The organism is Duganella sp. Root1480D1 (assembly GCF_001427305.1).
Classification (GTDB): Bacteria; Pseudomonadota; Gammaproteobacteria; order Burkholderiales; family Burkholderiaceae_D; genus Rugamonas.
This window is the reverse complement of record NZ_LMFZ01000048.1, coordinates 317,247-333,362: the sequence shown is the minus strand read 5'-3', so window position 1 is coordinate 333,362 and position 16,116 is coordinate 317,247. Positions and strand designations below refer to the sequence as shown.

Below are 16,116 nucleotides of genomic sequence, written 5' to 3'. Positions count from 1 at the left end.
CTATTCGTAGTGCATGAAACCATGCGGGAACATCCGGCGGTATTGGTCGTAGTTGATATCCGGGCCACGCACACCGGTATTGCTGCGCATGATGTTGTTGGCGTCTTCCAGGTGCTCCAGCCCCAGGTAGTGGCCCACTTCGTGTCCAATCAATTGCGCCAGGGTGGCCACATCCAGCCGCTGTGTCCCGCTGCCATCCGTATAACCGGTCTTTTCCACCGCCACCCCATCGCGCCGGCCGCCTTTTGAGGCAGGCCCCGGAATCCCGCCGGCAAGGCCGTTGTAGCTAGCCCAGTTAAAGTCCTGCGCCACAAAGACATCGATGGAATCGTTGGCGCAGGACCAGTCTTCCCACATGTCACGGATTTCATCTTCGCTGTCCAGCGTCTGGTAGCCTCCTGCCAAATCAGGCGGAATGATGAAGCGGTTCACCTGGCGCAGCGTGATGTCGCGCCGCTCATAGATCTGCCGCATCCGGTCGACGGCAGCATACAGGTCGACGTGCTCCTGCCAGCCGAAATTGCCGACCTTGATGATGTTGACGCCGAACGACAGCATGGTACGCACCGTGATTTCGCCACGGACGACGCGGCCGTCATTGGCGCGCATGGTGATGGACAGCGCCATGTCTTCCTTGCGATCCAGCACATTGAAGATGCCACTGCCGCGCGGCGAACTGAACCAGACACTGCCGTTCCAGACACCATAAGCCGGGACTGTGATCGCTTCAAACCAGTCGAAGCCGCCCACTTCAATACGGGTGCCGTTGCCAACCGGGCCATCCCAAAACTCCCAGGCGACATTCCGGCCCATCGACACCGGCCATGCATCCCCGTTGGCCAGCGTGATCATGCACTCGGTGAGAAAGGTATCGGACTCGGGGTGGTAGTCGCCACGCGCGCTCCACGTGCCGGTGACCCGTGCTCCCGCAGGCGAAAGTCCCAGCGACAGCGGATTTGAAGGCAGTACGTACACGTTGCGCGTGAAGCCGGACATCGCACCGTCTTCACGGAACAGGCAGACTTCAAACTCTGCCTGTCCAATCGGCAAAGTATGGTCCTGGTCAAAAGTCAGCAGGACCTCCCCATCCCGCCCGGCGCAATCAACCAGCTGCTCGATCACAAATGATTCACCGGACCAATTGGTTCTCACCGCAGCCAACGCTACAGGCGCGCGGCCGAAGTTCTGGAACCGGATGCGAAGCTCGAAAGGACGATTGCTCAGCACCGCCTTTTCGACACATACGTCCGTAATATGAAGTGCCTCTTCTTCGATCCGGCTGGCCTGGGCATAGACCTTGCGCAAATCCATCAGCAGGCGCTCCTGCTCCGCTTGGCTGCATGCATCGTGCAAGCGCCGATTGCCATCGGCTTCCATCGCTTGGGCCGCAACATCGAGCCGGACAGCCGCACGCTGTGCCAGCTCATTTGCGGAAATGTCATCCAGAACGAGCAGTTGGCGTCGTTCGGAATCATGCTCGCCGTAACTGTTAGCCGGCATGCTCGGCCGTGTCAGATGGCGCGCCACTTTGGTCGATTCGCACATGCTTCCTCCAGAAAGTGTGTAAAGGGAGTTAGCACTGTATCGCTGGCGGCGGGTGTCGCGCATGGAGGCTAGTACCAAGTTTTCAGGCGACGGCTCCCCTATTTTTCGGCCGCCAACGCGGTCACTTGCGGTGACCTGGCGGGGTAAGCGAATCGCCTGCTACTTTTTCTTTTCACATGAGTTCGAGTCCTTGTCCAGCTCGGTTAGCCCTCTTTTCGTACCCATCTCAAGGTGCAAAGCCATTTCCAAAGGGTCGTATCCCGGCTCGTGGGTTCCCAGGACAATGAAGGTATCGCCGCGTTGCCATGCATAGGCTTCGCCAAAGAAATGCGTTCCGATCCGGTTTGTTTGATATTCCGCCGTGATGTCCTTCCCGTCCTTGAAAGCGGCGCGAGCGAAATCGATGTCTTCCCTGCTGCCGCGCATGATCAAGCCCATCGCTTCGACGCCGGCTCCTTTCTCGACCTCGCCCAGCATCATGGCCTTGACAGGAAGCTTCCCTCGGAACATGCAAACCGGAACACCGGCACTGATGATGCCAATCGCTTTTGATTTCGGTGCGCATTCGTTTGGCGGCATATCTGTAACGAGCAAGTCGGCCCGCCCAGCGACAATCTTGGCGGCCAGCTCCTGTATCGAGACGGTGTTTTCAGGAAACGCGTCACAGATTTCAGCGGAATGGGCAACGCCGCCAAGCAAGAATAAAGAGACCGGCAAAAAATTCCACTTCATAAGCATCTCCGTGTTGGGATCGCCTGTGCAATCGGTACACCTATCCTAACGGGGATAAGTCCAAGCAGACAAGACGCGCCAAGGGTTGTAGCCTGCTGGCGTCACGCGCCCTTCTTCTCGCTAAGCCATGCGCGGAATTGCGAAGCGCCTTCGAAGAAGATAATCTCGCTCATTCGGCAGCAGCGACATCGAACACCCAAGTCACGCCGAAGCGATCGTTGAGCATGCCGTAAAGCGGCGACCACATTGCAGGCGCCAGCTGCTGAATGACATTGGCACCGTGTGACAGTTTTTCCCAATAGGCCGAGATCTCGTCAACCGTGTCCCCGCGTACCGATACGAAAAAGGAGTTCTGGCCTTGGTCCCAATTCATGGCGCTTGGCACGTCATATGCCATCACATGAAATCCGCTTTCCGATATTACCTGGCCCCACATGATTTGCTCCGCTTCCAATGGATCGGCGACTTTGCCGGCATCACGGTAAGTGACCAAGGCAAGATGGCCGCCAAAGACCGAGTGATAGGCTTCCAATGCTTGGCGCGCGGCGCCTCGCAGGTTGATGTGGGTTACGGATTTCACGGACATTCTTATTCCTTGCAGAGATGAGGCCTTTGGAGGCCGGGGCGTACCAATTCCTGATTGGCGGTGCTATTCTATCGATCCCTCCTGGCCTGCGCCTGCTGCGATGCCATCGTACAGGCCCCGGCCGCCAGCCGCCCAATTGAGCGCGGTCTGGCCGGCCCCGGCCTCCTGGCGCATGTGCTGGTGGCCAAATTCGCCGACCACATTCCCTTGTACCGCCAAAGCACTATGTATGCGCGCGAAGGCGTGGAATTGGAGCGCGCCTTGCTGGCCAACTGGGTCGGCGTCGCCGGAGCGCTGCTGCGCCCACTGGTCGATGCGTTGCGCCGGCATGTGCTGGCGGCGACCAAGCTGCACGCCGACGACACGCCGCTGCCGGTACTGGCGCCAGGCAATGGCAAGACGCGCACGGCGCGCCTTTGGACCTATGTGCGCGACGACCGCGCCAGCGGCGACAGCACGCCGCCAGCGGTATGGTTTGCCTATACTCCCGACCGCAAAGGCGAGCACCCGCAAGCGCACTTGGCCAACTTCAGCGGCCTCTTGCAGGCAGATGCGTATGCCGGCTTCAATGCCATCTACGAGACCGGCAAAGTGAGCGAAGCCGCATGCTGGGCTCATGCTCGCCGCAAATTCTACGACTTGCACGCAGCGCGGCCATCGGCCGTAACGACCGAAGCGCTACGCCGGATTGGCGAGCTATATGTCATCGAGGACAGCATACGGGGCAAACCGCCCGACGAGCGGTGCGCCACTCGCCAGCAACATGCCAGACCACTGCTCGACGACCTCGAACGATGGCTGCACGCCACGCTCGCTACGCTGTCGCGCAAGTCCGATACGGCGGCCGCCATTCTTTACTCGCTCAAACTGTGGCCGGCGCTGACACGCTACTGCGATGACGGCCGCATCGAGATCGACAACTCCGCCGCCGAGCGAGCCTTGCGCGGCGTGGCCCTGGGTCGTCGCAACTTCCTGTTTGCAGGTGCAGACAGTGGCGGCGAACGCGCTGCCGCCATGTATGGCCTGATCGGAACGGCCAAGCTTAACGGTGTCGACCCCGAGGCCTGGCTGCGCTACGTGCTGACCCATATCGCCGACCATCCGGTGAATCGGGTGGACGACTTCCTGCCCTGGAACTGCGCCGACAAATTCGCCGGCGTTTAAACTCCGCTTCCCAGCGGTGTTGGGAGCATCTTCGATCAAAGTAGCGCAGCGCTCAAGACGGCGCTACACGCAAATATCTTCACCAACCGCAAGGCATACCGGCTTTGGGTTCATTCACCTAGGCGCGGTTGGATAACGAGAACGCCTTTGTTTCCACTTCTCGGACGTTGGACGCTGGCCCTGGAGTCATCCGCTCGCAGCACAGGAGACGCTCTTGCCAGCTACGTTCAGCTTCCAAAAAGACGGGTCAAGTCACGCGTGCTAGAGGGCGTCTTCGTCCCACACTTCCATAAGTTCATGGCCCTCGCGAAGAAGCCAGTCGATGCAGAGCCTTCTGACATCTAACGATTAAGGTTAGATCGTGCGAGCGAAGCGAGCCACGATCTGAACCGTTTGTTGGACGAGCCCGCCCCGTGAGCCGTGGGCACGGCGTATAGAAAATATCTCCTTTGGATTTCACCGCGATGGTCAGCGAACCTTATGAAATAAGGCGCGCTGCCTTTTGAAATGATCCACTCCCGTCGTCGGAGCAGTCATTCGATTGGTATGCGGAGCGTTCCGCTCTGCTTTCAGGCGAGCGTCATTCTCAGCTTACGGGAACTGAACTCCATCCTTTACCGAGCTGTGGGCGCGCTCACATGGTGGATGCCTGACCTCGATCCGAGATCGGTATTGGCACCGCCGGAATCCGCGTTCTAACGATCTGCATCGCCGCACCACAGCAAGGGCATTTGATCGGTGACCGAGGCCTGAGCAATGCCGGCCCTTGCGGCGGCACGAATTTAAGCAGTAAATGCAGCAGTGCGATCAAGCGCTTACAGTTTGGGTGCAAGAAACCGAAGTTACGCGCGCGTCGAAGGCCTTTCGGAAGAACGTGCTGCAGCACCAGCCAGAGGAACTGGGCACCACTCACAGTGCGCACTTCGGCCTTGCCGGTCCTGGCATTCTGAAAGCGGAAGCTGACCTGACCGTTGCCGCAAGCGACGATGTCCTTTTCGCGCACCACGCCGCGGTACAGGTAGCGCCCGAGATACACCAATGCCTTCGCGCCGCTACCGACGGATTTGCAGTCGACCACCCATTGGCTTGGGCAGCGCGCCGGCAGCTTTAGCCCGGCTACAGCAAAGCCAGCCAGCATCTTGGCGCGAAATACCTTGGCCAGTGCCTTGTGGCTGAACAGGTAGCCTTTGCGACCTGGCTTGGTCCGCCATCGTTTGTGCGCAGCATCGACAGCGGCCGCTGGCATGACCAGATGAACATGTGGGTGATAATCGAGCCGGCGCGAATGCGTGTGCAGTACGGCGATGGCGCCGGGCTCTCCCTTCAACCTCTTGTCGTTCTGGCTGAAGCACTGGACGGTTTCCCAGCTGGCGCGCAGCAGCAAGTCGTAAGCCGCTGTCTGGTTTGCCCAGCAAAGCGCCCGCAGCTCGGCCGGCAAGGTGAAGGTGAGCAGAAAATATTCGGCGGGCAGCTGCTTGCGTACCTGCCGCTCCAGCCACTGCTGGCTTTCGTGGTGCTGGCAGTGCGGGCAATGACGGTGGCCGCAGGAATGGGGCACCAGCATCTGATGGGCGCAAGCTTCACCTTCGCAGCGTACTTGCATCTTGGGGCTGGCCTGGTTACGGCAGCGGGCCATGGCCAATAGCGCGCGCAGGTGGTCGTCGCCGAGCCGGTGTCCATATTGCGCCAGGAAGTCTGCCTTGAAGGCGCTGATGACCGTGGCAAGCCGGATCATTTGACGCCTTTCCAGTCGACGTGGAAGCCGTTCATCAATCCATTGATGGTGTCGATGGCGTGGTGCTTGGTCTGGTCGGTCAGGTGGGTGTAGCGGGCGGTGGTGAGGATGGAGTGGTGGCCGAGGAATTTCTGGACTTCGATCAGGTCGACGCCGGCTTCGATCAGGTGCGTGGCGTAGCTATGACGCAGGCAGTGGGGCGTGATCTTTTTTTTAGGCCGCAATCCTGCGCCACCTGGCGCAGGGTGATTTGCACGCCGCCGCGATCGAGCGGTGTGGTAGCGCTGGCACTGCCTTTCAAGCCGCCCGCACGGTTTGGGAACAGCAGGACAGGATTGCGGTGCAGCCGCCAGAAGTTGCGCAGCACCTGGTGCGTGGCGCTCGGCAAAGGCACGAAGCGGTCCTTGTTGCCCTTGGCGTCGCGTATATGCACACGGGCGCGCACCGCGTCGATGTCAGATACCTGCAGGCGCAGCCCCTCGCCCAGGCGCAGGCCAAGGCTGTACAACGTGAAGTAAAACACGCGGTAGCTGAGGATGCGGGTGGCGGCGATCATGCGCTGGACTTCAGCGACGGTAACGATGTCGGGCAGGCGCTGCGCCTTCGGCGGCTTGATCAGGCCGGGTGCGGCCCAGGGCTTGCGCAGGACATGGGTGTAGAAGAATTTGAGGCCGTACAGGTCGAGTTTGACAGCGCTCCATGAGTGCGTCGACAACAAGTCCGTGAAGTAGTCCGTGAGCTGCTGTGCAGTTAATCCATCAAGATCACCATTGAAGCGTTCACCGATGCGGCGAATGGCGCGCGCGTAGGCGTCGATCGTCTTTGGCTGCAGGCCTTTCAGTTTCAGGTGCTGCAAATGCTGCCGATATTGGATGGCGAAAATTGCGTTGACGGGTAGTTCCATATTAAGATGGCCTCGATGTCTATTGATAAACAATCCCAAGAAGGGACGAGGTCGTATTTTGAATCGGATCGTGCGCACGCACTCCTGCCGCGCAGCGGCTTCGTCCAACCTATCCATCTAGAGGACGTTGCGCAGCAAGCGGGGCGCCGCTTATCAGTCAACGTTGTACGTCCGCTTCGGGGCCAGGCCGTGTAAAAACTCATTAATGTGAACCGGCGATGTAATTTTACCCGCATGGATCAATGTGGAAGTCTCCAAGGGCGTTGTGGGCGCATCGCCACTTCTTCAGCACTTTCGGCAGGGGCTGCCAAGTAAACGCGCAGAGCATGCGTTTAAGCCCGGAAAAAAGGGCGTATGCCCTGATGGCATCCATCACTTTGTTGACTCCAAGCAGGGTCATTAAGCGTTTGAGGTTATAGGCAAGCACGTGCAGGCTCATCTCTGTCTTCACGCACGCAAGGCCTGGTGGTCGGCATGCGCAGTATGCCTGGCAACCCATACGATGGGCATACGCTGTTTGAAGCGCTGGAACAAGTCGCGATCCTGACGGATTGCCAGCCCAAAGAAGTCTTTGTGGACTTGGGCTATCGCGGCGTTGAGGTGCAGCCTGGCACCAAGGTTTACCACCCCAAACTCAAGCGCAACATTACGCAGCGCCTGCGGCGCGACATCCGGCGCCGCAGCGCCATCGAGCCGGCGATTGGGCACATGAAAAATGATGGCCGATTGCGACGGAACTGGTTGAAAGGAACGGATGGCGATGCGTTCCATGCGCTGCTGTGCGGCTGCGGCCACAACCTGCGCATGATCCTGCGGAAGCTGCGGCTTCTTTTGGCCTTGATCGCCGCCGGCCTAACCTCGCCATTTGATTTCGCCGTCAAGCCGCAGCCCTGTATGCTGCCGGCTTGCGGCTGATTTTGATTTGTTCAGAGCGGACTGAATAGTCGATGCAATCATTTTAACAATTGTGACTATGGCTTCATAAGGGCTGACGGCTTTCGGCTTGCACACGGCTACCGATCACCGGCGCGGACCTCAGTTCGCCAACCCTTGAATTTATGCGGCCCTGGCCAGGAATCGCAACGTACGATCACTACCTCCCGGCTCGCCCGCCGCCTCAAGATCCACTACACCCAGTTCCACCAGGCGAGCGAATTGCTCTTCGATGCGTTCAATGCGGTGCGCACGGACGAACTCGTAACATTCTGCATCGCCGGCCAGACTGGTGTCTTCCGGTCCAATGTACAGGTCGATAAGCATCTTGTCTTCGGCGACCGGAAGCGGCGCCACAACGACCGCGGCGATCAGAGACGGTAACAGCGACTTTTTGCGGCGAGGTGAGTCGACCGTCCACATTGCCAACTGGTCGACGGAGAGCGTAAACGAGCAGGCGATCAGCAAGCAATCGTGCACATAGCCCGAGGAAACGTCAGGTTTGCTGTACCTTGGGTCGATGATGAAGCGACGGTAGCCTTGCGCATAAGCGCTTTCCAACGACGGCAGGAAAGGTAACTGCCCGATAGACTCAGGCACCAGGTCGAATTTGCTCATGGTGCTGCGGTGCCTCGGCATGATGCGCGCCGCCGGCCCGAGGTGATCCGTCAATAACAGCCCGGCGACGGCCAGGTCCGTGCCCGGATTCTCCACATCGGCCATCGAGCCAAAAGCCAGGATGCCTGTCTGCCTCTTCGCCAAAGCCCCGCGCAGCTGCTCCGTCACGCGCGCCGGCAGGCAATCGATTTTGCTGCTGTTGGACCTGCGATGTACAAGAGGTCCGTAGCGCCGCTCGACGCCAGCCAGCAACGCCCCATCTTCCATGACCATGCCGACGATTTCGTCTCCGAGATCTGGATCATCTTCGGTACTGGCGAGCAGCGTCGCATCAGCGCCCAGGTGCTCCGGCGCAGGCGTGTCAAACAAGATGGCCACTCGGTGGCGGGTGTTTGCAGCGCGATAGCACGCCATGATCACCCGCTCGCGTGCATCCGACCAGGATTCTTCATCGAGCTCGATCGGTCCGACCACCAGCAACGCCCCGCTGGGTACCCGGTCCATGCCGCTCGACCATAAGCCGGAGTCGCCCAGATCGATCGCGCCGTCGTGTCGGTTGCCGGCGCGCTCCGCATACATCAATGCGCCGTCCGTGGCTTCCTCGTACTGGGCGATCAATGCGTCGATTGCCCCCTGCGACGTTGTCAGGTAAACGCCCGGCGCAGGCCCGGCTGGCCACACTTCCGGCACTGCCGCGCCGGCCTCAGTCACTTCATGCATGGCCTCGTTTGAGAAAGTACCGCAGTTCCAAGGCCGCCTTCACAAGTATCTCCGGATTTTCGGTTCGCTTCAAGCAGGGTCGGCAGATGAAGCGCCGGTGTTCAAGCATCGATGCGGCTCGGGGTCGCGGTTCCCGGATTAACGCGAATGGTGAAGATCGTACAAAGGTGCAGATATTCGCATTGATACTGCAATTCCTGGCACTCGCGTACGGCGCGGCCTGCGGCACACTGGCGGCCGTGGGATCGCACGGCGAACTTTCAAGCGACCAATAGCAAAATCTGCACAAGTACCGATACGGTCCGTGCAGAATTTTTCAATGAGGCCGTCAGGCCCGGCGGCGACACATTTCAGCGTGTATTTTTGCCGCTTTTTTTGAGATAGACTCCGCCGGATTGCGGGAAAGGCGGAGCCGGCGCCCCATACCGCAAGCAGAAAAAAAAGGAAGATATTAATGAGACTAAAAAAATGCGGTATGGGGATGGCGCTGTGGTCAGCCTTGGCAATAGTTGGTTGTGGCGGGAACAACGCAATTGCGAACAGTTCTACCGAGCCCGCGGCGCTGGCATTCAACTGGACTTCGAGCTTGCCGCTCATTACGCCTCAAGCAGATCCAAAACAGACAATTTATGCCGTAAAAGATCCTTCGATTGTTTACGCGGAGGGCAAATATCACGTATTTGTCACGCTGGCCGGGTCTGCTGGCTGGGGTCTTGGATACACCAGCTTTGACAAATGGTCGAACGCGTCGGCTGCGAAAATCGTTCCACTTGACAAATCTCCCATGGGGCCGGGCTATCGCGCAGCGCCGCAAGTATTTTATTTCGCTCCCCAGAAGACGTGGTATCTGGTCTATCAAGGCGCCGATCCGCTTTATTCGACGTCGAAGGATATCGGCGATCCAATGTCCTGGAGCGCGCCGAAGCCGTTCTTTCCAATCGTACCCGACATCGTCAAGGCCCCGCTTGGCGTTGGCTGGTTGGACTTCTGGGTGATCTGCGATGACAAGAAATGCTATATGTTCGGCACCGACGATAACGGACGTCTGCTCCGGTCCGAAACCGACATAGGCCAGTTCCCGAATGGCTTTCATAACACCGTCGCCGTCCTGAGCGAAAAAAAGGAAGACGTGTTTGAAGCGAGCAATACCTACAAGATTGCCAACACGAATACCTACATAACCTTGGTGGAGGCAATTTCGCCACAGGGACGATACTTTCGGATTTGGAAAAGCAATGGCCTGGGCGGCACATGGGAGCCATTATCTTCCGCGCCGATGAATGCTTTCGCGGCGCGCGACAACGTTGAACGGATTTGGTCGGAAGGCATTTCCCACGGCGAAATGGTGCGAATGAATGCCGATCAAACGATGACGATCGATCCGTGCCGGCCGCTCGAATACCTGTTCCAGGGGAACGATCCCGCAGTGCGTGTGGACGATTACATCAAAGTTCCGTACCGCTTAGGTGTTATCACGGCAAAGGGTGCAAACCCGGTAAGCGCGCTTTGCCGCTGATCCCGTGCCCCGCCTCACTGGTCTCTAACAACTCTCTGAATACGCCTGTATGAACATCATCAAACACAGCCTCGCCGTTCTCGGCATGCTCGCGGCACCGGCTTTTGCTGCGGGCGAAGTCAGCATCAGCATCGACGCCGGTAAACCCGGCCCTGTCATCAACAAGAACGTCTACGGCCAGTTCGCCGAACATCTCGGGGCCGGCGTCTACGAGGGCCTGTACGTCGGCCCCAAGTCGGACATCCCTAACACCAGGGGCTGGCGCAATGACGTCGTGGGTGCGCTCAAGGAGTTGCACGTGCCGCTGGTGCGCTGGCCGGGCGGCTGCTTCGCCGACACCTACCATTGGCGCGACGGCATTGGACCACAGGACGAGCGTCCCAACGTGATCAATACCAACGCGGCCGGCGTAGCGGAGGTCAACGAGATCAACGCCGTCGGCACCCACGAATTCTTCGACCTGATCGACATGCTGGGTGCTGAGGCCTACGTCAACGGCAACGTTGGTACCGGCAGCGTGCAGGAGATGTCCGATTGGGTCGAGTACATGACTTCGGACGGCGGTTCGCCCCTGGCCAGGCTGCGCGCACAGAACGGGCATGAAAAGCCGTTCAAAGTCGCCTACTTCGGTATCGGCAACGAGCTGTGGGGCTGTGGCGGTAACATGAAGCCCGACTACTACGCGAACCTGTACAGCAATTACGAACATTTCCTGAGGGCGCCTGAAAAATCCAGGCCGAAAATGATCGCCAGCGGCGGCGACACCACGTGGACCGACGTCCTGAGCAAGGAACTGAAGGGCCGCACGGCCGGCATCAGCGTCCACCAATACACCATCCCGGGCAGCAGCTGGGAGGTCAAAGGCAAGGACCTCGGCTTCAAAGAAGGCGAGTGGATCTCAACCCTGGCCAATACCTTGAAAATGGATCAGATTATCAAAGATCACGGGGCCGTGCTGGACAAAAACGATCCCGACAAGAAAATCGGGCTGATGATCGACGAGTGGGGCACCTGGTATGACGAGACGGGCGCCAGAAGCGCTTTGTTCCAGCAGAACTCCATGCGCGACGCGCTCGTGGCGGCGCTCAACTTCCACATCTTCCATGAGCACACGGAGCGGGTGCCCATGACCACCATCGCCCAGATGGTCAATGTCCTGCAGGCGATGATCCTGACCGACAAGGAAAAGATGGTCCTGACGCCAACCTACTACGCGTTCCAGATGTATGTGCCATTCCAGGATGCCAGGTCGCTGCCGCTGGCAATCAAGGACAACACCAGTTACACCCTGGGCACTACAACCGTTCCGGGCGTGAGCGCTTCAGCGGCACGCGCCAAGGACGGCAAGGTGTACCTGGCGCTGGTCAATACCGATCCGTCCAAGGCGGTCGATGTCACCGTCAGCGTCGCGGACATGAAGTTGAAAGGTGCGTCCGGCAAGGTGCTGACCTCGGCCGCGATGGATGCGCACAACACGTTCCAGCAGCCGCAGGCCATCAAGCCGGCGGCGTTCAGCGCGCGCGCCGCTGGCGGCAAGCTGTCGATCAAGCTGCCTGCAAAGGCTGTGATGGTGCTCGCTTTAGCGGAGTAGGCGCGTGGCCCATCCATGACAGGTGTGCCCGCAGCCGCAAGGGCGCCAAACTTCAATCAATTGACATCGTATTTGGAAAAGTATGCGTTCAATGCCCGAATCCAGTTTGCCCGCGTCGCCAACCGAAGGGCAGTCGCCGCCGCGGCGCTGGAACCGGCGCTACGCGCTGGTCATTGTGGTGCTCATCCATGTGGCCGCGCTGGTCGCTATACTGCTGTCGCGCGTGCACCGTCCCACGCCACCGCCACCCAGCGTCGACGTGGTCCTGTTCCAGGAGAAGGTGCCGGAAAAAAGGACTCCCGAGCCGTCGCCCAACGCGAGCAATATCGTCCCTGCCGCCATCGCGCCGCCACCAGTCGCCGTGCCGCCGTTACCACCGCTTGACGTCGCGCCCGACGCAGTCCGGTCCCCTGCCCCGGCACCGGCCCCAGCGTCGCCCCCAGCGCCGACACCGCAGTCGGCCCCGAGCCCGCCCGTGAAGGAGACTGTGGCCAGCGCGCCGCCCAAGCTGTTCGAAGAATGCGGCGATGCGTCGGATCGGCAGATGGTCGCTGACGTCTATCGCCTGACTGTCGGCAGCCAATCGGTGTCTGAAATGCGCCGGCGCAAACCGATCAAGCGCGTTTGCCTGGCCCAGCTCGATATCACGCCGCGTTCCTTCCGCGAGGGCTTTCCCGGCATAGGCTCGACAGTCGAATGGTTTGGAATGGATATTCGCTTCACCGTCAATGTTGCGGAAACCGCCACGTGGGAACTGATGCTGCTGGCCGATGACGGCGCCGTTCTCAGCATCGATGATGAAAACGTGATCGACAACGATGGCATCCACGCCCCGACACCCGTGGCGACCCGGGTAAAGCTGGAAAAAGGCTTGCGCAATTTCCGCGTGCGCTACTTCCAGGGGCCCGGCCCAGATCTCGCGTTGATGCTTGCGTGGAAAAAGCCCGGCGCGGCGGATTACGCCTACGTACCGCGCAGCCTGATAGGGCGGCCGCCGTCCGGCACGCTGCCGCCGATCCATTAGAAGGAGTGTCCCACATGAAAAAAACATCCCGCTACGCCCTCGCTCTCCTGTCCGTACTGGCTTCGCTGCCCGCCGTGTCGTTCGCGCTCAATCCGGTGATTCAAACGATGCATACCGCCGATCCAGCCCCCATGGTCCATAAGGGCACGCTTTACCTGTTTTCCAGCCACGACGAAGATGCCGGGGAAAAGAACAATTTCAACATGAAGAACTGGGTGCTCGCCACAACGACGGATATGGTGAACTGGACCCAGCATGGCGTGATCGCCTCGCTGCGGGACTTTCCCTGGGCCGCCAAGGAGATCTCCGGCTGGGACGGTTTTGACAACGGCGCCTGGGCACCCCAGGCGATCGAGCGGGACGGCAAATGGTATCTCTATGCCCCGGTGCAGGGCCGTGGCATTGGCGTGCTGGTGGCCGATAATCCGCTGGGGCCCTACATCGATCCGCTCAAGAAGCCGCTGATCGCCGGCCACGCCGGCGGCCTGTACGACAGCATCGATCCCACCGTGTATGTCGACGACAAGGGCCAGGCCTATCTGGCCTGGGGCAATCCCAATCTGTGGTCGGTGAAGCTGAACAAGGACATGATTTCCTACGACACCAGCGTGGGGGAGAATGGCATCATCCGCCATCCGATGACCGTCAAGGCCTTGGGCGAGCGCAACCCGTCGGACACACAGGGTGTGACGCTTCCAGTGCCTGCGCTGCGCGGCACATCCTACGAAGAAGGCCCCTGGCTCTATCGGCGCAAAAATCTCAATTACCTGTTTTTTGCCGGTGGTCCCATTCCTGAGCATCTCGCCTACGCCACCGGCCCCACTCCCGAAGGCCCATGGACCTACGGCGGCGTCGTCATGACCCCGCAAAGCGCCTTTACCAATCACCCGGGCGTGGTCGATTACAAGGGCAAGACCTACCTGTTCTATCACAACGCCGCGCTTCCGGGCGGCGACGGCTTCAAACGTTCCGTGTCCGTCGATGAGCTGAAGTTCAACCCGGATGGCTCGGTCCCGATGGTGCAACCAACCAGGGAAGGGCCGGCACCGGTTGCCACCCTCGATCCCTACAAGCGCGTGGAAGCCGAAACCATCGCCCGGTCTTCCGGTGTGAAAATCGAACCCAGCAGCGCCGGAGGCCAGAACGTGCGCGACATCCACGACGGCGACCATATCCAGGTGCGAAATGTCGATTTCGGCGCGACCGGCGCGCGCGCCTTCATGGCCAGCCTCTCCAGCACGGCCAAAACCGACGCGGCCACGGGGGCGAAGATCGAGATTCGTTTAGGCAAGCTCGACGGCCAGTTGATCGGCACGCTGCCGGTCGCGGGCACCGGCGGCGAATGGAAGCCTCAGCGGGCCCGGATCTCCGGCACCTCCGGCGTCCACGATCTATTCTTCGTATTCCGCGGCGCGGCCGGCGAAGAATTGTTCAAGTTCGATTACTGGCGATTTTTCCAGCGCGACTCCGCCACGGACCGCGCCTCCGCCGCGCCCCACGCGAAGCTTGCCCACAATCCCATTATCTGGGCTGACGTCCCGGACATCGCAATCATCCGTGTAGGAAAAACCTACTACATGAGCAGCACCACGATGCACATGAGCCCCGGCCTGCCGATCATGAAGTCGACGGACCTGGTCAACTGGAGCATGGCCTCCTACGCCTATGAAACGCTGGCCGACAACGAAGCCTTCCGCCTCGAAAACGGCAAAAACGCCTACGGTGAAGGCTCCTGGGCCAGCAGCCTGCGTTACCACGACGGCGTGTTCCATGCCTCGACTTTCGCCGCCAACAACGGAGGGCGCACTCATATCTATACCACGCGCGATCCGGAGCGCGGACCGTGGAAAGAAACGAGTTTCGAGCCCGCCCTGGGCGACCATAGCCTGTTCTTCGACGACGACGGTCGCGTTTACATGGTGTACGGCGGCAGTCGCATCTCGCTCATCGAGTTGAAGCCCGACCTCTCCGGAATCAAGCCGGGCGGCGTGAACAAGGTCATTGTCGACAACGTCAACGCGCTCTTCGGCGCCGACCAGGGCGGGCTCAAAGCCGAGGGCTCGCAGCTGTCCAAGATCAACGGCCGCTACTACCTCTTCAACATCGCCTCGCCCAAGACCCGTTGGGCGCGTACCGTCATCGTCCACCGCGCCGATGCAATCGTCGGTCCCTACGAGGGCCGCATCGCGCTCGATGACCGCGGTATCGCCCAGGGCGGCCTCATCGACACCCCGGAAGGCAAATGGTATGCCTATCTATTCAAGGATAACGACGCCGTGGGTCGCGTCCCCTACCTTGTGCCCGTGACCTGGAAGGATGGCTGGCCCGTGCTCGGCGCAGACGGCGAGGTGCCGATGACGCTCGACATCCCCGCCGGCGCACAGGGCGCCTCCGGCGCTTCGGGCATCGTCGCCTCCGACGAATTCGGGCGCCGGCCCGGCGCCCCCGATCTGCCCCTCGCCTGGCAATGGAACCACAATCCCGATCCTCGCAACTGGTCGCTCACCAAGCGCCCGGGCTACCTGAGCTTCGTGACCAGCCGGGTCGACTCCAGTCTGCTTGAGGCCCGGAATACGCTTACCCAGCGCACCTTTGGGCCTGACAGTTTCGCCACCACCAGCATAGACGTGAGCGGCATGAAGGACGGCGACTGGGCCGGCCTGGCGGCTTTTCAGAAACGGTATGGTTTTGTTGGCGTAAAGATGAGCGGCGGCGTCAAGTCGCTCGTCATGGTGAGCGCCGACTCCGACCATCCCGAGGAGATCGTCGCCATTCCCCTCTCCGGCAACACCGTTCACCTTAAGGTCGCATGCGAATTCCAGCCTGCGCCTGAAGTCGCGCGTTTCTCCTACAGCCTCGACGGCAAATCCTGGACTCCCATCGGGCGTCCTTCGCGCCTCGCCTACACGTTCCCGCACTTCATGGGTTACCGCTACGCGCTCTTCTTTTACTCGACCAAGACCGCCGGCGGCCGTGTCGACTTTGACTATTACCGGATCGGGCAACGCGGGCGGCTCCAACCGACCGCCGCCCGCTAAGGAGAAATCC

11 protein-coding genes and 3 pseudogenes are annotated in these 16,116 nt (G+C 60.2%); 6 read left to right on the top strand and 8 right to left on the bottom strand.

What is annotated here, in order from left to right:
- From ASD58_RS32430 to ASD58_RS27900, 3 genes are all read right to left on the bottom strand, one after another.
- Complete coding sequence (locus ASD58_RS32430; protein WP_057265355.1) at positions 1 to 1,545, bottom strand: hypothetical protein; 1,545 nt, start codon at positions 1,543 to 1,545, stop codon at positions 1 to 3.
- A 159-nt stretch (positions 1,546 to 1,704) separates the two neighbouring features.
- The gene (locus tag ASD58_RS27905) at positions 1,705 to 2,277 is read right to left on the bottom strand and encodes a hypothetical protein (RefSeq protein ID WP_057265353.1); all 573 of its coding nucleotides are present in this window, start codon (positions 2,275 to 2,277) and stop codon (positions 1,705 to 1,707) included.
- Positions 2,278 to 2,446: 169 nt separating this feature from the next.
- Positions 2,447 to 2,863, bottom strand: coding sequence for a VOC family protein (locus ASD58_RS27900; RefSeq protein ID WP_057265351.1), 417 nt, complete (start codon positions 2,861 to 2,863; stop codon positions 2,447 to 2,449).
- A 72-nt stretch (positions 2,864 to 2,935) separates the two neighbouring features.
- On the opposite strand from ASD58_RS27900, the pseudogene ASD58_RS27895 reads away from it, so the two are divergent.
- A pseudogene (locus ASD58_RS27895) lies at positions 2,936 to 4,027 on the top strand (IS66 family transposase); the annotation flags it as partial.
- Between the two features lie 634 nt (positions 4,028 to 4,661).
- Here the strand turns inward: ASD58_RS27895 and ASD58_RS27890 are convergent.
- From ASD58_RS27890 to ASD58_RS27875, 3 genes and pseudogenes are all read right to left on the bottom strand, one after another.
- The gene (locus tag ASD58_RS27890) at positions 4,662 to 5,762 is read right to left on the bottom strand and encodes an IS91 family transposase (RefSeq protein ID WP_057265349.1); all 1,101 of its coding nucleotides are present in this window, start codon (positions 5,760 to 5,762) and stop codon (positions 4,662 to 4,664) included.
- Positions 5,759 to 6,666 (bottom strand): annotated as a pseudogene (locus tag ASD58_RS27880) (tyrosine-type recombinase/integrase). Before ASD58_RS27880 ends, ASD58_RS27890 begins: the two are co-directional and overlap by 4 nt.
- A gap of 226 nt (positions 6,667 to 6,892) precedes the next feature.
- Complete coding sequence (locus ASD58_RS27875) at positions 6,893 to 7,105, bottom strand: hypothetical protein (RefSeq protein ID WP_057265345.1); 213 nt, start codon at positions 7,103 to 7,105, stop codon at positions 6,893 to 6,895.
- Between the two features lie 17 nt (positions 7,106 to 7,122).
- On the opposite strand from ASD58_RS27875, the pseudogene ASD58_RS30890 reads away from it, so the two are divergent.
- Positions 7,123 to 7,581, top strand: a pseudogene (locus ASD58_RS30890) (IS5/IS1182 family transposase); the annotation flags it as partial.
- A 141-nt stretch (positions 7,582 to 7,722) separates the two neighbouring features.
- Here the strand turns inward: ASD58_RS30890 and ASD58_RS27865 are convergent.
- Both ASD58_RS27865 and ASD58_RS31730 read right to left on the bottom strand, forming a co-directional pair.
- Positions 7,723 to 8,937, bottom strand: coding sequence for a hypothetical protein (locus tag ASD58_RS27865; RefSeq protein WP_057265343.1), 1,215 nt, complete (start codon positions 8,935 to 8,937; stop codon positions 7,723 to 7,725).
- Positions 8,938 to 9,075: 138 nt separating this feature from the next.
- Positions 9,076 to 9,534 carry a hypothetical protein gene (locus ASD58_RS31730; RefSeq protein ID WP_162253067.1) on the bottom strand — a complete coding sequence of 153 codons (459 nt, stop codon included), beginning with the start codon at positions 9,532 to 9,534 and terminating at the stop codon, positions 9,076 to 9,078.
- On the opposite strand from ASD58_RS31730, the gene ASD58_RS27860 reads away from it, so the two are divergent.
- From ASD58_RS27860 to ASD58_RS32030, 4 genes are all read left to right on the top strand, one after another.
- A complete protein-coding gene (locus ASD58_RS27860; protein WP_200951733.1) occupies positions 9,524 to 10,453 on the top strand; it encodes a non-reducing end alpha-L-arabinofuranosidase family hydrolase in 930 nt (309 codons plus the stop codon). The genes ASD58_RS31730 and ASD58_RS27860 overlap by 11 nt on opposite strands.
- A gap of 49 nt (positions 10,454 to 10,502) precedes the next feature.
- Complete coding sequence (locus ASD58_RS27855) at positions 10,503 to 12,044, top strand: alpha-N-arabinofuranosidase (protein WP_057265341.1); 1,542 nt, start codon at positions 10,503 to 10,505, stop codon at positions 12,042 to 12,044.
- A gap of 91 nt (positions 12,045 to 12,135) precedes the next feature.
- Complete coding sequence (locus ASD58_RS32685; RefSeq protein WP_057265339.1) at positions 12,136 to 13,068, top strand: PA14 domain-containing protein; 933 nt, start codon at positions 12,136 to 12,138, stop codon at positions 13,066 to 13,068.
- A 14-nt stretch (positions 13,069 to 13,082) separates the two neighbouring features.
- Positions 13,083 to 16,106: a family 43 glycosylhydrolase gene (locus tag ASD58_RS32030; protein ID WP_200951730.1), complete on the top strand. Its 3,024-nt coding sequence runs from the start codon at positions 13,083 to 13,085 to the stop codon at positions 16,104 to 16,106.
- Positions 16,107 to 16,116 lie beyond the last annotated feature (10 nt).

What these genes read in the sequence shown, in the direction of transcription:
- ASD58_RS32430 (WP_057265355.1), bottom strand. Translation starts at nt 1,545, where the DNA reads ATGTGCGAATCGACCAAAGTGGCGCGCCATCTGACACGGCCGAGCATG.
- ASD58_RS27905 (WP_057265353.1), bottom strand. Translation starts at nt 2,277, where the DNA reads ATGAAGTGGAATTTTTTGCCGGTCTCTTTATTCTTGCTTGGCGGCGTT.
- ASD58_RS27900 (WP_057265351.1), bottom strand. Translation starts at nt 2,863, where the DNA reads ATGTCCGTGAAATCCGTAACCCACATCAACCTGCGAGGCGCCGCGCGC.
- ASD58_RS27890 (WP_057265349.1), bottom strand. Translation starts at nt 5,762, where the DNA reads ATGATCCGGCTTGCCACGGTCATCAGCGCCTTCAAGGCAGACTTCCTG.
- ASD58_RS27875 (WP_057265345.1), bottom strand. Translation starts at nt 7,105, where the DNA reads ATGAGCCTGCACGTGCTTGCCTATAACCTCAAACGCTTAATGACCCTG.
- ASD58_RS27865 (WP_057265343.1), bottom strand. Translation starts at nt 8,937, where the DNA reads ATGCATGAAGTGACTGAGGCCGGCGCGGCAGTGCCGGAAGTGTGGCCA.
- ASD58_RS31730 (WP_162253067.1), bottom strand. Translation starts at nt 9,534, where the DNA reads ATGAGCGGCAAGCTCGAAGTCCAGTTGAATGCCAGCGCCGCGGGCTCG.
- ASD58_RS27855 (WP_057265341.1), top strand. Translation starts at nt 10,503, where the DNA reads ATGAACATCATCAAACACAGCCTCGCCGTTCTCGGCATGCTCGCGGCA.
- ASD58_RS32685 (WP_057265339.1), top strand. Translation starts at nt 12,136, where the DNA reads ATGCCCGAATCCAGTTTGCCCGCGTCGCCAACCGAAGGGCAGTCGCCG.
- ASD58_RS32030 (WP_200951730.1), top strand. Translation starts at nt 13,083, where the DNA reads ATGAAAAAAACATCCCGCTACGCCCTCGCTCTCCTGTCCGTACTGGCT.